At 68.2% G+C, this 18,803-nt stretch carries 13 protein-coding genes, 1 other RNA gene and 1 pseudogene; 7 read left to right on the forward strand and 8 right to left on the reverse strand.

The window, feature by feature from the left end; translation table 11 throughout:
* Positions 1-14 precede the first annotated feature (14 nt).
* Positions 15-1,811: an acyl-CoA dehydrogenase C-terminal domain-containing protein gene (locus tag H7A85_RS07095; protein WP_182085228.1), complete on the reverse strand. Its 1,797-nt coding sequence runs from the start codon at positions 1,809-1,811 to the stop codon at positions 15-17.
* 197 nt (positions 1,812-2,008) lie between these two features.
* Between H7A85_RS07095 and H7A85_RS07100 the strand changes: the two genes are divergently transcribed.
* The gene (locus H7A85_RS07100) at positions 2,009-3,835 is read left to right on the forward strand and encodes an aminopeptidase P family protein (RefSeq protein ID WP_182085229.1); all 1,827 of its coding nucleotides are present in this window, start codon (positions 2,009-2,011) and stop codon (positions 3,833-3,835) included.
* Here the strand turns inward: H7A85_RS07100 and H7A85_RS07105 are convergent.
* The gene (locus tag H7A85_RS07105; RefSeq protein ID WP_182085230.1) at positions 3,832-4,314 is read right to left on the reverse strand and encodes a BA14K family protein; all 483 of its coding nucleotides are present in this window, start codon (positions 4,312-4,314) and stop codon (positions 3,832-3,834) included. The two genes, H7A85_RS07100 and H7A85_RS07105, sit on opposite strands and share 4 nt — an antisense overlap.
* A gap of 87 nt (positions 4,315-4,401) precedes the next feature.
* Complete coding sequence (locus H7A85_RS07110; protein ID WP_244631022.1) at positions 4,402-4,881, reverse strand: BA14K family protein; 480 nt, start codon at positions 4,879-4,881, stop codon at positions 4,402-4,404.
* 241 nt (positions 4,882-5,122) lie between these two features.
* Here H7A85_RS07110 and H7A85_RS07115 point away from each other — a divergent pair, with 241 nt between their 5' ends.
* The 4 genes from H7A85_RS07115 (at position 5,123) to H7A85_RS07130 (ending at position 8,265) form a co-directional block, all read left to right on the forward strand.
* Positions 5,123-6,625 carry a chromosome partitioning protein ParA gene (locus tag H7A85_RS07115; protein ID WP_182085231.1) on the forward strand — a complete coding sequence of 501 codons (1,503 nt, stop codon included), beginning with the start codon at positions 5,123-5,125 and terminating at the stop codon, positions 6,623-6,625.
* A gap of 169 nt (positions 6,626-6,794) precedes the next feature.
* Positions 6,795-7,262, forward strand: coding sequence for a hypothetical protein (locus tag H7A85_RS07120; protein ID WP_182085232.1), 468 nt, complete (start codon positions 6,795-6,797; stop codon positions 7,260-7,262).
* Positions 7,262-7,765 (forward strand): hypothetical protein, encoded by a 504-nt coding sequence (locus tag H7A85_RS07125; RefSeq protein ID WP_182085233.1) that lies wholly within the window; start codon positions 7,262-7,264, stop codon positions 7,763-7,765. Before H7A85_RS07120 ends, H7A85_RS07125 begins: the two co-directional genes overlap by 1 nt.
* Positions 7,766-8,121: 356 nt before the next feature.
* Complete coding sequence (locus H7A85_RS07130) at positions 8,122-8,265, forward strand: hypothetical protein (RefSeq protein ID WP_182085234.1); 144 nt, start codon at positions 8,122-8,124, stop codon at positions 8,263-8,265.
* A gap of 924 nt (positions 8,266-9,189) precedes the next feature.
* Here the strand turns inward: H7A85_RS07130 and H7A85_RS07135 are convergent.
* A pseudogene (locus H7A85_RS07135) lies at positions 9,190-11,802 on the reverse strand (UvrD-helicase domain-containing protein); the annotation flags it as partial.
* 240 nt (positions 11,803-12,042) lie between these two features.
* Between H7A85_RS07135 and H7A85_RS07140 the strand changes: the two are divergent.
* Positions 12,043-15,795, forward strand: coding sequence for an AsmA-like C-terminal region-containing protein (locus H7A85_RS07140; RefSeq protein WP_182085236.1), 3,753 nt, complete (start codon positions 12,043-12,045; stop codon positions 15,793-15,795).
* Positions 15,796-16,330: 535 nt separating this feature from the next.
* Here H7A85_RS07140 and H7A85_RS07145 read toward each other — a convergent pair.
* The 4 genes from H7A85_RS07145 to ssrA form a co-directional block, all read right to left on the reverse strand.
* Positions 16,331-16,555 carry a ribbon-helix-helix domain-containing protein gene (locus H7A85_RS07145; protein ID WP_182085237.1) on the reverse strand — a complete coding sequence of 75 codons (225 nt, stop codon included), beginning with the start codon at positions 16,553-16,555 and terminating at the stop codon, positions 16,331-16,333.
* Between the two features lie 120 nt (positions 16,556-16,675).
* Positions 16,676-16,882 carry a DUF4169 family protein gene (locus tag H7A85_RS07150; RefSeq protein ID WP_182085238.1) on the reverse strand — a complete coding sequence of 69 codons (207 nt, stop codon included), beginning with the start codon at positions 16,880-16,882 and terminating at the stop codon, positions 16,676-16,678.
* Positions 16,883-16,885: 3 nt separating this feature from the next.
* Positions 16,886-17,479 carry an SspB family protein gene (locus H7A85_RS07155; protein ID WP_182085239.1) on the reverse strand — a complete coding sequence of 198 codons (594 nt, stop codon included), beginning with the start codon at positions 17,477-17,479 and terminating at the stop codon, positions 16,886-16,888.
* 58 nt (positions 17,480-17,537) lie between these two features.
* Positions 17,538-17,897: a transfer-messenger RNA gene (gene ssrA, locus H7A85_RS07160) on the reverse strand.
* 109 nt (positions 17,898-18,006) lie between these two features.
* Between ssrA and H7A85_RS07165 the strand changes: the two genes are divergently transcribed.
* Positions 18,007-18,801: a thymidylate synthase gene (locus H7A85_RS07165; protein ID WP_182085240.1), complete on the forward strand. Its 795-nt coding sequence runs from the start codon at positions 18,007-18,009 to the stop codon at positions 18,799-18,801.
* The last annotated feature ends 2 nt before the right edge of the window (positions 18,802-18,803 follow it).

The following is an 18,803-nucleotide window of genomic DNA, read 5'->3' on the forward strand; positions in this document are numbered from 1 at the left end:
AAACTCCCGGGATCTTAGAAGGCGTCGGCGTCGAGCGCCATCATCGTGTCGGCGCCCGTCGAAATGCGGGCGAGGTGGGCTGATGTTTCCGGCATCAGCCGCTCCATGAAGAAGCGCGCGGTGACGAGCTTGTTCTCAAGGAACGATGTATCGCCGTTCGCGCCCGCCGCCAGCTTCGCTTGCGCGATCTTCGCCATGCGACCCCACATGTAGCCGAGCGCGACGAGGCCGAAGAGATGCATGTAGTCGTTGGAGGCGGCGCCCGCGTTGTCGGGCTTGCCCATCGCGTTGCCCATCAGCCAGAGCGTTGCGGCCTGAAGATCGTTCAGCCCCTTCTTCAGCGTCTTGGTGAAGGGCGCCATGGCTTCGTCGGCGCGGTGCTCCTCGCAGAAGGCGCCCACCTCCTTGAAGAAGGCCTGGATCGCGCGGCCGTTGTTGAGCGCCAGCTTGCGGCCGACGAGATCCAGCGCCTGGATGCCGTTGGCGCCCTCGTAGATCTGCGCGATGCGCGCATCGCGAACGAACTGCTCCATGCCCCATTCGGCGACATAGCCGTGGCCGCCATAGACCTGCTGGGCGAGGACCGCGTTCTCGAAACCCTTGTCGGTGAGGACGCCCTTGATGACGGGGGTGAGGAGACCCATCCAGTCGTCGCCGCCCTCGCGCGCCTTGTCGTCGGGCGAGCGGTGGGACAGATCGCCCTGGAGCGCAGTCCAAAGGATCAGGGCGCGGCCCGCCTCGTTGATCGCGCGGATCGTCATCAGCATGCGGCGCACGTCCGGGTGGACGATGATCGGGTCGGCGGCCTTGGTGCCGTGCTTGGTGCCCGAGAGCGCCCGGCCCTGCAACCGGTCGCGCGCATAGGCGACGGCGTTCTGATAGGCGATCTCGGAGATCGCCAGCCCCTGGACGCCGACGCCGAGCCGCGCCTCGTTCATCATCGTGAACATGGCGCGAAGACCCTTGTCGGCCTCGCCGATCAGCCAGCCGGTCGCCCCGTCGTAGTTCATCACGCAAGTTGCGTTGCCGTGGATGCCCATCTTTTCTTCGAGCGAGCCGCAGGACACGGCGTTGCGCGCGCCTGCGTTCCCCGCCGCATCAGGCACGAACTTCGGCACGATGAAGAGCGAGATGCCCTTCACGCCCTCCGGCGCGCCCTCAATGCGGGCGAGCACGAGGTGGACGATGTTCTCCGACAGGTCGTGCTCGCCGGCCGAGATGAAGATCTTCTGGCCGGTGATGGCATAGGTGCCGTCGCCTTGCGGCACGGCCTTGGTGCGTAGGAGGCCGAGGTCGGTGCCGGCGTGGGGCTCGGTGAGGTTCATCGTGCCGGTCCAGACGCCGTCCACCATCTTGGGCAGATAGAGCGCCTTCTGCTCGGGCGAGCCGTGGCTTTCGATCGCTGCGATCGCGCCGCGCGTCAGGCCGGGATACATGGCGAAGGCCATGTTGGCTGAGGACAGGAACTCGTTCACCGCCGCCGCCAGCGTGTGCGGCAGGCCCTGGCCGCCATAGGCGGAGTCGGCCGACAGCGAGCCCCAGCCGGCCTCGCGGAACCGCCCGTAGGCCTCCCGAAAGCCGGTGGGCGTCGCGACCGACCCATCCTCGGCACGTCGGCAGCCTTCGCGGTCGCCGACCTGGTTGAGCGGCAGGAAGACGTCCGAGGCGAAACGACCGGCCTCGTTGAGGATCGCCTCCACCACATCGGGTGCGGCGTCGGAAAAGCCGGAAAGGTTGTCGTGCCGCTGCCACCCGAGAACGTCGTTGAGGACGAAGAGCGTGTCTTGAACGGGGGCTTGGTAGACCGGCATGGAACCCTCCCGGGACGATCCAAAATTTTGACGTTTGCGTAAACGTCACTTGTTGGAGATATACGCCTGGATCGTGACCGGATCAAGAAGGAGCGCGGGCCAGGGACGAGAAGTTCCGCGTCATCCAATTCCGCCCTTGAGATCGCCGTTGGAGCCTGAAACAGAGGATGGAACATTCAAGCGAAGGGTTCCCTCCCATGTTCCAGAGCTTCGACGAAACCTCCGAATCCGGCGAAAGCGCCTCGCGCGTCGAGCGGCTCCGGGCGAGCCTGGCGGAGGTCGGGGTCGACGGGTTCCTGATCCCGCGCGCCGACGAGCACCAGGGCGAGTATATCGCGCCTTCGGCCGCGCGCCTTGCCTGGGCGACGGGCTTCACCGGGTCGGCGGGGATGGCCTTGGTGCTGCCGACGAGCGCCGCGATCTTCGTGGACGGGCGCTACACCGTGCAGGTGCGAGCGCAGGTCGACGGCGGCGTCTTCTCCTATGAGAGTTCGGTGGATACCCCGATCGGCACCTATCTGCGCGAGCATGCGAAGGGCCTTCGGATCGGCATCGACCCCTGGCTTCACACGCTCGCCGAGGTGGCATCGCTGCGCGAGGCGATGCGCGACGCCGGGGGCGAACTGGTATCCTTGAAGGCCAATCCGCTCGATCGCGTCTGGCAGGACAGGCCCCTGCCGCCCAAGGGCGCGGTGTCGGCACACCCGTTGGAATATGTCGGCCGCTCGGGCGCCGAGAAGCTCGCCGACATCCGGGCCGCCTTGACGAAGGCGAAGGCGGACGCCGTGGTTCTCACCGATCCGTCCTCGATCGCCTGGGTCTTCAACATCCGCGGGTCGGACGTGCCGCACACGCCCTTGCCGCTCTCCTTCGCGCTGATCCCGGCGGAGGGGCGCGCAAGCCTCTTCATCGACGCCGAGAAGCTAGGAGAGGATGCACGGGGCGCCTTGCGCGAACTCGCCGACATCGCGCCGCCGGACGCGCTGGAAGGCGCGCTCGCCAAGCTTTCGGACGGTGCCCGCATCATGCTCGATCCTGCGCTCGCCGCCGAGCGGCTGCACGAGGTCGTGGACGGGGCGGGCGGCACGGTCGTCGAGAAGCCCGATCCCGCCCGCCTGCCGCGCGCCCGCAAGAACGCGGTGGAGATCGAAGGCTCGCGGCGCGCGCACATCCGCGACGGCGCCGCCGTCACGGCCTTCCTCGCCTGGCTCGACGCGCAGGCACCCGGCACGGTGGACGAGATCGGCGCGGCCGAGGCTCTGGAAGGTTTCCGTATCCGCTTCGGCGAGGCGGACGGGATGCCGGTGCGCGACCTTTCCTTCGATTCCATCTCCGCCGCCGGCCCGCACGCGGCGCTGCCGCACTACCGCGTCAATCGGCAGTCGAACCGGGTGCTCGGAGAGGGCGAGGTGTACCTCATCGATTCCGGCGCCCAGTTCTCCGACGGCACCACCGACATCACCCGCACGGTGGCGATCGGCGACGTGCCGGATGAGGTGAAGCACAAGTTCACGCTGGTGCTGAAGGGAATGATCGCGATCACCCTTGCCCGCTTCCCCGTCGGAACGAGAGGCGTCGATCTCGACCCCCTCGCGCGCGGCGCGCTTTGGCAGGCGGGCTGCGACTACGCGCACGGTACGGGCCACGGGATCGGCTCCTATCTTGCCGTCCACGAGGGGCCGCAGTCGATCTCCAAGCGCGGCATGGCCGTTCTGGAGGAGGGGATGATCGTGTCCGACGAGCCCGGCTACTACCGGGAAGGCGCCTTCGGCATCCGCATCGAGAACCTGATCCTGGTGCGTCCCGCCGAGCCGATCCCGGGCGGCGATCTGCCCATGCACGGGTTTGAAACGCTGACCTTCGCACCGATCGACCGGCGACTGATCCTAGCCGATCTCATGAGCCCCGAGGAGCGTCGGTGGCTCGACGCCTATCATGCCGAGGTGCGCGAGAAGATCGGGCCGCGTTTGTCCGCCGAGGACCGGTCCTGGCTGGAAGCCGCGACCCGGCCGCTCGGCGCCTAGCGGCAGAGCCGGCGGGGGCCGCCGGCGGGCTGGAACGTGCCGGTGTCGCGATCGAAGGAGCGATAGCGCTCCTCGCAGTAGCGGTACCATTCGCCGGTGAAGGGCGCCGGGCGCCCATCATGCCGGTAGGAAGGCGAGGGGGCCTCGGCGCTAGCGAGCGCGGCGTCGAGATCGTAGGCGAGGATCGCGCCGGCGGTCAGCGCCGGGTCGTCCCGGTAGAAGCCGGGGGCGGGCGGCGCCGGTTCGGCGTAGTAGAGGGGGCCGGCGACCTGCGGGCCGCCGAACGTGCCGGGATTGCGCTTGTAGACCGGAGGCGCCACCGCGAGCGGCACGGTCGGGATCGGGCCGGCGGGCGCGTAGACCGGGCGATTGTAGGGGTCGAGGCCGACGAATTCGCCCGCGCCGGCCGGTATCGAAGACCCGATCGCGATGGCGACCCCCGCCGCGCAAAGGATCCAAGCTCGGTTCACAAGACGCATGGGGACCTCGCTTCTCCAGCCGTTCGTCGGATCATGGCGAGAAAGTGGCCGAGGGCGGGATCGGTTCCCGCCCTCGTCGATCATAGGTCAGCGGCAGAACTGCCGGGGGCCGTTATAGGGCTGGAACGTGCCCGAGCCGGGATCGAACGACCGGTAGCGGGCCGCGCAGTAGCGGTACCACTCGCGGCTCCACGGTTCGGCCCGATAGGCCGGCGCGGCATAGCGGCGAACCGGACGCTCGACGTATCGCGGCTGCGCCGCGCTGGCGATCGCCGCGCCGACGCCGAGGCCCACGATCGCGCCCGCGACGGCGGCGCCTCCGCTGTGGCCGCGATGGCGATAATAGCCGCGGTTGCCGTAGTAGCCGCGACCGCCATAGTAGCCTCGGTTGCCATAGTATCGCGGGCCGCCCCAACCGGGACCGCCGCGATGATGGCGATAGAACGGGTCGGCCTTGGCCGCTGTCACGCCGACGAGGGGCGTTGCCGACGGCAGGGCCGCCGGCACCATGGTGAAGGCGAGAACCGCCGCCAGAACGCGGCCTCCCCAGAGTTTCGAGATGCGCATCGGATGACCTCCGCTGAAACAAGTCTGTCTTACGATCTCAACAATCCTTCGCCTGAACGGTTCCTGAACGGGCACGGGCCTTGCATCCCATGCACGAAGACGTGCGCGATGCGAAGCGGCTGTGGCGAAGCGGTGTCGCCGGGGAAAAATTGATTAATATTTCGTAAACCGTGTTGCGTCAGGTGGAGAACGCCTGCAAGACCTAGTGCTTAGAGGCGCGCCCCGACCGGAGTCGACGAGGATGAGTTCACCGCTGTCGTTCTTCTTCCGCCGGGACGGCCAGCGACCGGAGGAGCCGCGCTCCGAGCGCCTGGACTTTTCGGGAACCCTGATCGAGCCTGCGCCTCCCCGCGCACCCAATCCGCCGCCAGCATCTCAGCCCTCCACCTTCGTGCCGCCGCTCGACAATATCGGCCAGCGCAACGAGATCCTGAAGGTGCGCATCGGCGAGATGGCCGAGCGCCTCGGCGATCTGCGCACTCTGACGGACGATTTCTCGCAGCTGATCCACCCGATCGAGGCGATCGCCGAGGAACTGCCGAAATCCAAGGGGCGGGTTCTGGAACTCGAGGCGCTTCTCGCCCAGGAGATGGAAAGCGGGCAGGCGCTGCGCCGCGAGGTCGATCAGCTTCTGGGCCGCTATTCTACCGCCTCCAGCGACCTGTCCAGCGCGGTGGCGCGTGCCAGCCGGCTGGAGAACGCTCTGCGTGACCAGGAAACCGCCTTCGACGAGCAGCGCCTGACGCTGCGCGAGAAAACGACGCACGCCAACGCCTTGGAGCGCCAGCTCCTCGCCGAGGTCGAGCAGAACCAGTCGCTGCTCCTCGAAGTGAAGACGCTGCGGGCCGAATCGCAGAACGCCGACCAGTCGCTCGGCGACGCCGAGCGTATGCTGTCGGAGGTGAGCGAGCGGCGCCATATCCTGGAGCAGGAGAACCGGCGCCTCCAGAGCCTCGCCGAGGAGCAGGCCGTGGAACTCGTCAATGCCGGCGAGCGGGGCGACGAGCTGGAAGCGCAGGTCGAGGCCCATCTCCAGACCATCGCGCTTCAGGAAACGCAGATCGCCTCCGAACAGGCGACCCGGCAAAAGGCCATCGGCCAGCTCGAGGCGGAACTGTCCGCCATCAAGACCGAGCGTTCGAGCTCCAACATGAAGATCGAGGCCCTGTCGGCAAGGCTGATGGCGACCGACCAGATCCTCGCCCAGGTGCGCGGCCAGCTGCGCGAGCGCGAGGAAGCCATGCGCGCGGCCGAGCGGGCCAACAAGGAAGCCGTCGCCGAGCGTTCGACCTTCGACCGGCGCCTGGAAGGGGCGAAGGGCGAGGCCGGCCGGCTTCTGGCGCAGCTCCAGGAGGCGCAGAAGGGCCGCGCCGACCTCGAAGCGCGCTGCGACATGCTGGTCAAGGCGCTGGCCGCCAAGGACGCCTCGCTGGAAGGCGCCACGACGCGCGCCGGCAACCTGTCGGACCGCGTGGAGGCGCTGACGCTTCGTTTCGAGCAGGACCGGCAGACGCTGGAAGCGGCCAACCGCCGCCTGATCGAGGAGCTGCAGAACGAGAAGGCCGAGCGCACGCTCGCGCAAGGCGCGCTCGACATCGCGCGCGAGAACCGCTCGGCGCTGCAGCGCCAGAACGAAAGCCTCAAGCGCGCCACGCGCTCGCGCCACGCGGACGCCGGCGACGAGGCGGGGGGCGAGCCGGCATCCAACGTGCGGCCCTTCACGATCCCCGAAAAGGGAGACTGAAACGGGCGCCGCGCTTCAAGCGTTGCCCGAAGCGGTGGGGTGGGAGCGCGGCCGATGGCCGGCCATGCGAAAAGCGCTCCAACCTATTGAATCGACGCATCGAAACATCGGAAGATCGGGTTCGGCTGATGAGCCGAAACGGGAATAGCGGCGGCGAAGGATCGGCAAGATGGCGAATGGTGCGAGCGAGGACATCGGTTTGAGCCTGCGGCAGAGCGTGGCGGACCACACGGGTGCGCCGGTGCGCGGCGAGGCTGGCTTCGTCCTGGTGTCCAACAACGAGAAGCCGGCGCGCGACTGGTCGGCGGCGCTCGATCTCGTGCGCGAGGCGAGCGAGGCCATTCGGATCCGCGACGAGCGCGCGACCGAGATGGAGATCGAGCATCGCCTGGATGCCGAGCGCGCGAGCGACGAGATCCGCACGCTTCAGGAGCAACTCGACGAAACCGAGCTCAAGCTCGCCGAGACGGAAGCGCGTGCGCGTCTGGCCGAGGCGCGGGCCGGCGAGGCCGAAGCCTGGCTCGCCAAGATGCACGACGCGATCGTCGGCAGCTTCGGGCGGGTGCTGGCGGGCGAGGACGCGGCCGAGGCCGAGCTTCGCGCGGCGCTGGCGAGCGGCCGCTTCGGAGAGGAATGATGAGCGCGGTGAGGGAGGCCGTGATCTTCGAGGACGGCGAGGCGGTCGGACCGGGGAGCGACAAGTCCGTCTCGTCCCGGACGGGAGAGGCCGTCCCCGCCCAACTGGCGATCGCGCTCGCCGTCGGGCAGTTGACGATCGATGCGGGCCCCGCGGACTGGACCAAAACACTGACCCTCGTCGAGCGCGCGGCCGCCACGATCCGCGCCTACGAGAAGCGCTTTCTCCAGCTGGAAAAGCAGTCCAAGGCGCTGGCCGACCGGGCGGCTGAGGACCAGCACCGCCTTCATAACCACATTCAGGCGATGGAAGAGCGTCTCAAGCAGACGGAAGAGCGGGTGATCGCGGCCGAAGCGGCCACGCGCGACGCTGAATACCACGAGTGGGAAGCGGACATGCGCGTCAAGCGCGCCGAGCAGCGCGCCGTCGAGGCGGAAGCCAAGGCGCAGCAGACGGAAGCCTATCTGCGCCGCGTCCACGAGCTTCTGTCCGGCGTTTCCTGAGGCGGGTCGAGGACGGACCCTCGCGTTCGCGATGCCGCGTTGTCGGATGGTCCGGCGACGGGATCGACGTTTCCGGTTCGCGGTGTCGCCAGAAGCGCGATCTCCTCTTGGTGAGGGATGGATCGCCGATCTTGGGCGTTCGCCTCGCCGTTGCAAACCGTTTTTCCGCACGGACCGGATCGGGGGAAGACACAAAGCGCCCGTAGACCGGGCAGCCCCTGCAATCGTCCTCGACATACGCTGGCGGATCGCGGGAGTTGCCAACGCCGCGTTGTCAGAAGATGGTCGGCGGGATGGCCGCAGATCCGCCAACGCTCTCGCATCGAACTCCGACGTATCATGGACGAGACTGAGCCATGAGCCCCTTGCCTTCGTTCAAGACCCATCCCGATCCTATCTCGACCGAGATGATCGTGGCATCGCAGATCGAGCGCCTATGCTGCCGCGAAGGGCGTGGGTTCATCTATGTCGGACCGGCCTCCGCCGTTGAGGCGTATTAGGACCAATTCTGCCCCTGATGCATCGCCGATGGATCGGCGAAGTCGGACGTTCGATGCCGCGTTCACCGACGAGATCGGCATTGGCGCTGCCGGCTCGGGGAAGAGCGTGCCGGTTTCTCCGGCTGGCAGCCGGAGCAGTGGTGGAGCCATCGCGGCAATGCCGCCGCCATTGCCGGGTTGTTAGGTCACTGCGAACCGGTGGCCGTAGGGATGAAGCAGTCGAGGCGATCCCGGCTGATTGCGGGTTCGGTAGGGCGAGGTGGGCCCGATTCCTAGACGCTCTCGACAATGACGGCTCTTCGACCGCTTAGAGACTGTTTCGAAAGTCCCCAAGGGCGAATCGACGAGGAATTTTTGTCGTCTCGCCGGACGTCGAGCCCCGTTGATGCCAGTGGCATCGGCGAGCATCGACCGCGAAGCGAACGGCGAAACAAACCGGCGAGCCGACCCGGCGGACTTTCGAAACAGCCTCTTACCGCTTCCAATGCCGACACTGCGGGCGAATGGGGAAATATCAGGACGCCGACTGAGCCCCTTCGGTCTCGAAACTTGTCCGTCTTCCGTAGCTGTCAGTTTCTCGAAGAGGCAGTGGCTGACCCGCTTTGCGACCGCGTTGAACGGTCGTCATCGTCCTGCGGACCCCCGGCTCTCGCGGCACGACGCCTTCGCTCCGCGACCGCGTTGCTCGTCTGTCGCGATACGCGCGGCATCGCCCTCTCTTCGCGCCTTGTCGCGAACCAAAATCATTTGCCTACCGCGACCATCCAACCCGGTCGGGATACGCTCTAGCGCCGATCCTCTTGCGCCCTGGCTCGAATAGGCGGGGATCTCGCTCTGTCCTTGGAATCCGCGTGCCGAACATCGCAGCGAGGCTTGAAACCGCGAACCTGACTTTGCGACCTGTTCCCGCGCTGGGAACCTTCGTCACCGCGCTTCTACGAACCCGTCCAGGACCCGCTTCTGCCCGGCGCGGTCGAAATCCACCGTGAGCTTGTTGCCCTCCACCAGCGCGATGGTGCCGTTGCCGAACTTCTGGTGGAACACGCGGTCGCCGGCCGAGAAGCGCGAGGGCTCGTCGGCGACGGATTTGGCCACCAGCGTGCCCTCGATCTCGCGCGGGCCGCCCGCCCGGGCCGACGAGTAGAGCCCGCCGCCCTTGCGGGGCGGCTGGTTGGCGCCGCGCGAGCGTGCGGCCGAAAGGGGATCGGTGAGGCGGCCGGCAAAACCGGCTCGCTCGGGGCTCGCTTGCGAAGGCTCGGCAAAGCCGCCGCCGCCCGCACGGCCGCCGTCGCGGGCGATGTACTTGTCGGCCTTGGCGGCGGCGCGCGAGCCGGCATCGCTTCCCGTCACCCCGCCCTCGCCGTATTCGATCGCCCGGCCGCGGCCGCCGGCATAGCCGCCGGCCGAGCCTGCGGCCTGCGCGCGGCGCCAGCCGGGCGTCCCGTAGGACGAGGCGGAAAAGGCGTTGGCGTCCCAGCGCGAGGCGCCGTAGCCGCCCATGCCGCCCGCCCCGTAGCCACCATAGGAGGTGGAGGGTTCCAGAACGTCGACATGGTCCTCGGGCAGTTCGTCCAGGAAGCGCGAGGGAATGGTGGACTGCCACATGCCGTGGATGCGCCGGTTCGACACGAACCAGATTTTCACCCGCCGCTTTCCGCGCGTGATGCCGACATAGGCAAGGCGGCGCTCTTCCTCGAGCCCTGAACGCCCGCCCTCGTCGAGCGAGCGCTGGTGGGGAAAGAGGCCCTCTTCCCAGCCGGGCAGGAACACGGTCTCGAACTCGAGGCCCTTGGCCGAATGCAGCGTCATGATCGACACGGCGTCGGTTTCGGCGTTCTGCTCGGCATCCATGACGAGGGCGATGTGCTCCAGAAAGCCCGGCAGGCTTTCGTAGTCGTCCATGGAGCGGATCAGCTCCTTGAGGTTTTCCAGCCGTCCCGGCGCCTCGGCTGAGCGGTCGGCCTGCCACATCTCGGTATAGCCGGACTCGTCCAACACCATCTCGCCGAGATCGGTATGGCGCATGGTGGACAGGAGGCTCGACCAGCGCTCGAAGTTGCGCACGACCTCGGCGAGCGCAGCGCGCGGGCGCGGTTTCAGCTCGTCGCCCTGCACGAGATCGGCCGCCGCCGCCAGGAGCGGCAGGCCCTTGGCACGGGCGTATTCGTGCAGGAGCTTGATCGCGGCGTCGCCCAGACCGCGCTTCGGCGTATTGACGATGCGCTCGAAGGCGAGGTCGTCCGCCGGCTGGCAGACGCAGCGGAAATAGGCGAGCGCGTCGCGGATCTCGGCCCGCTCGTAGAAGCGCGGGCCGCCGATGACGCGGTAGTTCAGCCCCAGCGTGACGAAACGATCCTCGAACTCGCGCATCTGGAACGAGGCGCGCACCAGGATCGCCATGTCGTTGAGCTTGTGGCTCTTTCGCTGGAGCTGCTCGATCTCCTCGCCGATGGCGCGCGCTTCCTCCTCCGAGTCCCAGCCGGCCGATACCGTGACCTTCTCGTGCTCGGGGTCGTGGAGGTCGGTGAACAGGGTCTTGCCGAGCCGGTCCTCGTTGACCGCAATCAACCCGGCAGCGGCGCCCAGGATGTGGGCGGTCGAGCGATAGTTGCGCTCCAGCCGGATCACGGTGGCGCCGGGGAAATCGCGCTCGAAGCGCAGGATGTTGTCGACCTCCGCCCCGCGCCAGCCGTAGATCGACTGGTCGTCGTCGCCGACGCAACACACGTTCACCGCCGTTTGACCGCTCTCGACCCGCACGGCCGAATGCTGGGCGAGAAGGCGCAGCCAGAGATACTGCGCGACATTGGTATCTTGGTACTCGTCCACCAAGATGTAGCGGAAGCGACGGTGGTAGTCGGCCAGGACGTCCGGGTGGTCACGGAAGATCGCGATCGGATGGAGCAGGAGGTCGCCGAAATCGGCGGCGTTGAGGCTGGTGAGGCGGGCCTGATAGGCGCGGTAGAGTTCGCGGCCCCGGCCGTTGGCGAACGCGCGCGCGTCGCCCTCGGGGATCGTGTCCGGCGTCAGGCCCTTGTTCTTCCAGCCGTCCATCATGTTGGCGAAGGTGCGGGCCGGCCAGCGCTTGTCGTCAAGGTTCTCGGCCTGGATCAGCTGCTTGATCAGGCGGATCTGGTCGTCCGTGTCGAGAATGGTGAAGTTCGATTTGAGGCCCACGAGCTCGGCGTGGCGGCGCAGGATCTTGACGCCGATCGAGTGGAACGTGCCGAGCCAGGGCATGCCCTCGACCTCGCCGCCGACGAGATGCCCGATGCGCGTCTTCATCTCGCGCGCCGCCTTGTTGGTGAAGGTAACGGCGAGGATCTGGGAGGGAAAGGCACGGCGCGTCGCCAGGATATGGGCGATGCGGGTGGTGAGAACGCGCGTCTTGCCGGTGCCGGCGCCCGCCAAAACCAGAACCGGTCCTTCGGTGGTTTCCACCGCTGCGCGCTGCTCGGGATTGAGGCCGGCGAGATAGTCCGCGGCGGGGGCCGCGACCGGGCCGCCGCGCGCGGCGAGCGCGCGCGCCGCAATGCCGCCTTGAGACCGGGCAGGAGAGGCGGCGCTGGGATCTCGGGGTTCTCTCATGGAAGCCTACTTAATCGATTCCGCTGGGAACACTAGGGGAACATTCCAAAGCGCCCGTCCCTCGCTCGCGTGTTCACTTTCGTGCCGCGTGTGGCGTAACGTCCCTTGCTCCCGTCGCGGCGTGTGCCACAAGAACGGGATCGAAATCGGGCGAAGCGCAACGCGGAACGGGGAGGCCAGGCGGATCGCATGAAACTCTTCATCGCGCTGGGCAGCCTTCTGATCCTGGCGCTCGTCGCGCTCCTGATCGGTCCTCGCTTCGTGGACTGGACGAGCTACCGTTCGAGCTTCGAGCGGGAAGCCTCGCGCATTCTCGGCCAAAGGGTGGAGGTGCGGGGCCAAGCCTCGGCGCGGCTCCTGCCGTTTCCCTCGCTGAGCTTCACCGACGTCGTGGTGGGCGACGATCCGGCCGATCCGGTTTTGCAGATCGGCGGCTTCCGCATGGACGCGGAACTCGCGCCCTATCTTTCGGGCGAGATCCGCATCTTCCACATGCGGCTCGACGGGCCGGCTTTGAGCGTTCCGGTCGGAGCGGACGGGTCGATCCGCTGGCCGATCGGCGCCGGCAGCGCGCCGCCGAGCGAGACGGTGGTTCTGGAGCGGATCGAGATCGCCGGCGGCTCGGCTCTGTTTCTGGATCGCCGGTCGGGGCGTAGCCTCGCGCTGTCGCGCATCGACGGCAATCTGTCCGCGCAGTCCCTTCGCGGGCCTTTCAACGGCACGGCGACGCTTGAGGCCAACGGCGAGCCGCTCGCCGCCTCGCTCACCACGGGAACGGGGGCGGGCGAGGGCAAGCTCGCCTTTCGTCTGACGCTGGATTCGCAGCGTATTGACGCGCGCGCTTCGCTGGACGCCATCGCCTCCAGCCTGCCGGGCGAGCCCTTGGTGGAGGGCGCGTTGTCGGTTCTCAGCCCGATCGACCCCGCCGCAAAGCCCGATCAGGCACGTACTTCCATTCTGCCCCCCTTGCGCCTTGCCACCAAGCTCACGGTGACGCCGAGTTCCGTTGCCGCGGCCGATCTTCGCGCCGAGGTCGGGGGGCGCGACACGCCCTATGTCGCCACCGGCTCGGCGCTGATCGACGTCGGCTCGATCCCGCGCTTCGATCTGGCCCTGGAGGGCCAAGCGATCGACGTCGACGAGGTGGCACCGCCCCAGCCGACCGAGGCGTCAGGGCCGAGCCTTGCCGATCGCATCGAGGCGGTGCGCCTCGCCCTGGAGCGGCTTCCCTCGCCCCGCATGCCGGGGCGGGTCCGCCTCGCGCTGCCGCTCGTCACCTTCGGCGACACGCCGGTGCGCAACGTGTCGCTCGCCGGCTCGCCCGCCGGCGACGGCTGGTCGCTTCAGTCCCTGTCGGCGGAACTGCCAGGGCGCACCCTGGTGGAAGCGTCGGGCGTCGTGCGCACGGACGAGGCGCCCGGTTTTCGAGGCTCGCTTCTCGTCGCCGTGCGCCAGCCCGCCGCGTTTCTCGGCTGGGCGGGCGGGGCGGCGGACCCGGCGCTCGCCGCGCTCCCGCGCGCCGGGTTCTCGGCCAAGGTCGCCTTGAGCGCGAGCGACCAGAGCTTCGAGGATCTGGAAGTGGATCTCGGCGGACAGACGCTCGCCGGCTCGATCCGCCGCACGGTGCGGCCCGAGGGGCGCGCCAGCGCGGTGGATCTTCGCGGCGATGCGGTCGATCTCGGCCCGGTCATGGCGCTGGCGCGCATGGTAGCCGCGCGCGGGGCGCAGGCCGAGGCGAACGAGCGGTTCGACGTGCAGTTCTCGACCGGCCCCGCGCGCTTCGGCGACTTTTCCGCCGACGGCATCGACATGGACTTCTCGCTGGATCGCAACCTCGTCGATCTCGCCGGCTTCGACGCGCGAAACTTCGCCGGTGCCGACATCCATGCGGAAGGAACGCTGGCCGACCCCTTCGGCTTTCCCCGGCCCGATCTCAGCCTCGAAGTCTCGGCCGAGGCGCCCGAGCAACTGGCGAGCTTCCTTCGGCGTCGCCTGCCGCAAAGCCCGCTCGCCGAAGCGCTGGAAGCCCGCGCAAGGGCGATGGGTCCCTTGTCGCTGAGCGGAACGGCCGTCTCCACGGGAGCCAACCGCGCCGACCTGACGCTCGACCTGACGGGGCAGGCGGCCGGAACCGATCTGGCGCTGCGCCTCGCGCTCCAGAACGGGCTGGAGGCCGCCACCGCCAACGGGCGCTTCGGCCTCGATCTGACGCTGGCGCAGAACGACGCCACCGTGCTTCTCGAGCAGTTCGGGCTTTCGACCTTGCCCGTCGGCGAGGAGGAGCCGTTGAGCGCGGTTCTTTCCGCTTCGGGCGTGCCGAACGAGCCGATCGCGGTTTCCGCCAAGCTGAGATCCACGGATGCCGAACTTTCCGCAGAGGGCACGGCGACGCTCGGTGGGCAGGGGGTAGAGAGCGCGGACCTCGATCTCGCGCTTCGCGGCGGCGATCTTTCCCCCTGGCTGACGCGGCTTGCCGTGGCGGCCGGACAGCCGGCCGACGGGCTGCCCGCCGAATTGTCGGGACGCCTGTCCTGGCGCGGGGCGAGTTGGTCGCTCGGGGGTGTCACCGGCCTCGTGGCGGGAAGCCGCCTCGGCGCCGATCTCCACGCCGAAGCCGGCGCCCCGGTGTCCGGGACGCTGGATCTCGCCGACCTGTCGCTGGACTGGCTGGCGACGGTGGTGACGGGAACGGATGCGTCCGGTGCGATTGATGCGGCCGCCGCGCCGTTTGCGGCAACGCTTCTGCCTTCTCGCGCCTACCGCGTTTCGCTGGCGGCCGAGCGGGCGACGGGGCTCGGCCTCACCCTGTCCAACCTTCGCGCGGCGGTGGACGGGGAGGGCCCACGCCTGTCCGCTTCCTCGCTCTCGGCCACTCTGCCCGACGGGGCGAGCCTTGGGGCATCGGGCGAGTTGCGCAACGTTTCAGGCTTCTTGTCGACCGAGCTCGATCTCGCCCTGCGCGAGCAGCCCATTCCCGCCGGCAACGGCGTTCTGCAGGGGCAGCTTAGCGCGACGGCGAACCTGCGCGGCGGGGGCCAGAGCTTCGACGCGCTTCTGGGCTCGCTCGACGGGACGGGGCGCGTGACGCTGGCGAACGGGGCGCTCGAAGGGTTGCGCGCCGATCTTCTACCCCCCGTTCTCGAGACTGCTGCTCAGGAAGGCTTCGAGCCGACGCCGGAGGCGGTTCTCGGTCTCGTGCGCGAACTGTCCGCCGGCGCCCGGCTTCCGCTGGAAACCACGAGCGCGGATGTGTCGATCGGCGCCGGAACGCTGCGCCTTGCACCCGTCGCGGTGTCCCTGCCCGGGGCGGAGTTGCGGGCGGCGGCAGCCTTCGACCTTCGCCGAGGCGATGTCGCATCCGAACTGACCCTGGCACTCACCCCGCCGGCGGACGAGGCGATCGCCGACCAGGTGCCGGCCATCGGCGAGCGGATCGCGGGGCCCTGGCGGGCGCCCGAGCGCGTGGCCTCAGTGGAAGCGCTGACGGGCTATCTCTCGGCGCTCGCCTATCGGCGCGAACAGGAGCGCATCGAGGCGCTCCAGGACGACTTACGCGAAACCGTGCGGCTGCGCCGGGAAGCGCGGGTGTATCGCGAGCGCGAGCGGGTGCGCGCGGCCCTGCGCGACGACCGGCTGGCCCGCGAGGCGGAAACCAGGGCCGAGGCCGAACGGGCCGAGCGGCAGCGCCTGGAGGAGGAGGAAGCCCGTCGCCGGCAGGCGGCCGAGGCCGAGCGCGCGGCGCGAGCCGCCGAGCAAGCGCGCGAACGCGACGAAGCGGCACGCCGCGCGGCAGCACAGGCGGCTGCGTCGGCCCCCGCCACTCCGCCGCCCACACCGCGCAGCGATCCCACGCCCTCGTTCGAAATTGGGCCGATCGCACCCGAGCGTCCGGCGAGCGGGTTCGGCGGCTTGCCGGGCGTCGGCGACCCCAACCGTTTTTGAGCGATCGTCTCGGCGACGTGGCGCGCCGAATGCGGTCGATCGGTCCCGTCGTGTCCGATGCGCGATCGCGCGGTGGTCTATAACGTTTTTCGACCGGGTCGAGCGCTCATCATCGTGCGGACGCGCGCCTGCGCGGCGGGGTGCTTTCGCTTTGCGGCAGCGTTGCTCGTCCGTCACCATACGGAGGCATCGCTCCCTCCTCGGGTCTTGCCGCGAGGCGAAACCACCGGCCTGCCGACCATTCAACCCGGTCGGAAAACGCTCTAAGAGGAAGCCGCGGGCTCTTCGACGCCGCCAAGGCGGGGCGGGGAAGGCACTTGGGAGGGCGCCGAGGTCGCTTGCGGATGGAGCCAGCGAGGACCAGTTCGGTCTCGTCGCGGACAGATCCCAAACTTCGTCTGCCCCTCCAAGTCGGGCGAGAGAACGCAGGCCCGAAGGAGGATCGCGCAGTGACGACATCACCGCTCTCCGGAAGGTTCGGGCCGGGCGAGGCGCTTGGCCAGCCCCAAGCGTGGCTGATGCGCGGTTTCTTCGCTCAGTCGTGGGTCGGCAGGCGCGCCATGACGCTGGCCAGGACATGCAGCCGGATGGCGGAGGACAGATTGGTCTCGGGCGCGCGGGCGCCGTCGATTTCGGCGATCAGGGCGGCGAGGCTGGTGTGGCGCCGCGCGGCGATCGCCTTCAGTTCCAGCCAGAAGGCGTCCTCCAGGCTGATGGAGGTTCGGTGTCCTCGGATCGACAGGGAGCGCTTTTCGATCATCGCAAATGGGCTCCAGCAGGGCTCCCAAAGGACTCGGACCGGATCTCGCGGGCGTGAGACGCAAGGCAGGAGAGCGGCGAAACAGACACCCGTCCTGTCATCGCCGTACGCGCCATCTCTCTACTCGTCGTTGGAATAGCTGCCCCGATCGGAACGATCCCGACGCGCGTCGTCGAGTTGCCGCTCGGCACGCTCGGTTTCGACGCGCAGTTTCGCCTTCTCGCCCTTCGTGCGCCCGTGCTTGGCACGATTTTCGGCCGCTTGCGACTGCGCGGCCTGTCGGTCGGCGCGCTTTCGCGCCTGACGCAGATTGACGACCTCGCCCAAGGGTCAGGTCTTCTTGCGGAACGCGTCCAAGGAGACGACGTCGGCCGAGCCCTTTTCGGATGCCGCCTTATCGTCGGCTTCCGGCTTGGGCGCCGCCTCCTTCGAGGCGGACTTCGAAGCCGCGGCCTTTGCGGCGGGGGCTTTGGCCGGGGCGGGCTTCACCGCGACCGGGGCGGTGGCGACCGGCGCCAGCGCGGTCGGGGCGGGGGTGTCCTCGTCCTGCGAGTTCGCGGCGTCCATGTCGCGCACGTCGAATTCGAGCTCGAAGTTGACGGCCGGGTCGTAGAAGCCGCGAATGGCGCTGAACGGAATCAGGAGGCGCTCGGGGATATCGGAAAAGGACAGGCCGACCTCGAAGGCCGTGTCGTTGACCGACAGGTCCCAGTACTGGTGCTGAATGACGATCGTCATCAGTTCGGGATACTTTTCCCGCAGGCGCGAGGAGATGCGCACGCCGGGCGCCGAGGTCAGGAAGGTGATGAAGAAGTGATGCTCGCCGGGCAGACCGGTCTTCACGACCTCGCTCAGCACCTTGCGGATCACCCCGCGCAGGGCATCCTGCGCCAGAACATCGTATCGGATAAGGTCCTGGCCCATCGGTGGTCCTGAATTCGCAAACGCTCGGCTTCGAGCCCCGACCGGGCCCTTCGAAAGAAGTGGAGGCTTCTGTTGCCAGGTGCCTCCGGACCCCGCCTATGAGTGCGAACCCACAGGGCTTGATTCGAAGCTATCGCACCGCGTTACGCGGCGAGACGGGCTTCCGCATAGTTGTCGTTGGCAACTATTTTTACAGCCCGATGACGGTGGTACCATGCCGAGCGAAAGAACGATCTTTACACCCTCGTCGATCCTATTTCGCCCCCGCCTCAACCCACGCGTCGCGGGTGGGCTCAGGTGGAGGCGCCGGGTACCGCCCCCGGGTCCGAAAGGTTTATTTCATCGGCCGTTTATCGCCATAGCCGGAACAAGTCCGGCACGGAGGAATATAGGGTTTCCCGGGCGCCGTGAAAAGACGGGAAATCGCGGGCGGGGCGGAGGAATCGGTTGAAAGGCGCTTCGGGCGTATCGACTCCGGCGGCCGAAATGGGGAATCCATCGCACTCGGCCCGCGCTTGGGAGGCATCATGCAGCAATATCTCGATCTCCTGGCCCGCGCGCTCGACCACGGTACGGATCGCGGCGACCGGACGGGAACGGGAACGCGCGGCGTCTTCGGCCATCAGATGCGCTTTGATCTGGCCGAGGGCTTTCCCCTCGTCACCACCAAGAAGCTTCACCTGCGCTCCATCATCCACGAGCTTCTCTGGTTCCTAAGAGGCGAAACCAACATCGCCTATCTCAAGGCCAACGGCGTGCGCATCTGGGACGAATGGGCCGACGAGAACGGCGATCTCGGACCGGTCTATGGCTCGCAGTGGCGCTCCTGGCCGGACGGGCGGGGCGGTCATATCGACCAGATCGCGAACGTCGTCGAGGAGATTCGCCGCAACCCGAACTCGCGCCGCCTGATCGTCTCGGCCTGGAACCCGGCGCTGGTGGACGAGATGGCGCTGCCGCCCTGCCACTGCCTGTTCCAGTTCTATGTCGCCGACGGCCGGCTGTCCTGCCAGCTCTACCAGCGCTCGGGCGATATCTTCCTCGGCGTGCCCTTCAACATGGCCTCCTACGCGCTCCTGACCCAGATGGTCGCGCAGGTGACCGGCCTCCAGCCCGGCGACTTCGTCCACACGCTGGGCGACGCGCATCTCTACCACAACCATCTCGAACAGGCCCGCCTGCAGCTGACGCGCGAGCCGCTCGCGCTGCCGCGTCTCGTCCTGAACCCGGACGTGCGCGACCTCTTCGCCTTCCGCTTCGAGGACATCGCGATCGAGGGCTACGAGGCGCACGGGCACATCGCTGCGCCGGTGGCGGTCTAAGG

The sequence above is a fragment of the Aureimonas sp. ME7 genome (assembly GCF_903970965.1).
Lineage (GTDB): Bacteria > Pseudomonadota > Alphaproteobacteria > Rhizobiales > Rhizobiaceae > Aureimonas.

Excerpts from the sequence above, each read along its gene's own strand:
- H7A85_RS07095 (WP_182085228.1), bottom strand. The coding sequence starts at position 1,811 with ATGCCGGTCTACCAAGCCCCCGTTCAAGACACGCTCTTCGTCCTCAAC.
- H7A85_RS07100 (WP_182085229.1), top strand. The coding sequence starts at position 2,009 with ATGTTCCAGAGCTTCGACGAAACCTCCGAATCCGGCGAAAGCGCCTCG.
- H7A85_RS07105 (WP_182085230.1), bottom strand. The coding sequence starts at position 4,314 with ATGCGTCTTGTGAACCGAGCTTGGATCCTTTGCGCGGCGGGGGTCGCC.
- H7A85_RS07110 (WP_244631022.1), bottom strand. The coding sequence starts at position 4,881 with ATGCGCATCTCGAAACTCTGGGGAGGCCGCGTTCTGGCGGCGGTTCTC.
- H7A85_RS07115 (WP_182085231.1), top strand. The coding sequence starts at position 5,123 with ATGAGTTCACCGCTGTCGTTCTTCTTCCGCCGGGACGGCCAGCGACCG.
- H7A85_RS07120 (WP_182085232.1), top strand. The coding sequence starts at position 6,795 with ATGGCGAATGGTGCGAGCGAGGACATCGGTTTGAGCCTGCGGCAGAGC.
- H7A85_RS07125 (WP_182085233.1), top strand. The coding sequence starts at position 7,262 with ATGAGCGCGGTGAGGGAGGCCGTGATCTTCGAGGACGGCGAGGCGGTC.
- H7A85_RS07130 (WP_182085234.1), top strand. The coding sequence starts at position 8,122 with ATGAGCCCCTTGCCTTCGTTCAAGACCCATCCCGATCCTATCTCGACC.
- H7A85_RS07140 (WP_182085236.1), top strand. The coding sequence starts at position 12,043 with ATGAAACTCTTCATCGCGCTGGGCAGCCTTCTGATCCTGGCGCTCGTC.
- H7A85_RS07145 (WP_182085237.1), bottom strand. The coding sequence starts at position 16,555 with ATGATCGAAAAGCGCTCCCTGTCGATCCGAGGACACCGAACCTCCATC.
- H7A85_RS07155 (WP_182085239.1), bottom strand. The coding sequence starts at position 17,479 with ATGGGCCAGGACCTTATCCGATACGATGTTCTGGCGCAGGATGCCCTG.
- H7A85_RS07165 (WP_182085240.1), top strand. The coding sequence starts at position 18,007 with ATGCAGCAATATCTCGATCTCCTGGCCCGCGCGCTCGACCACGGTACG.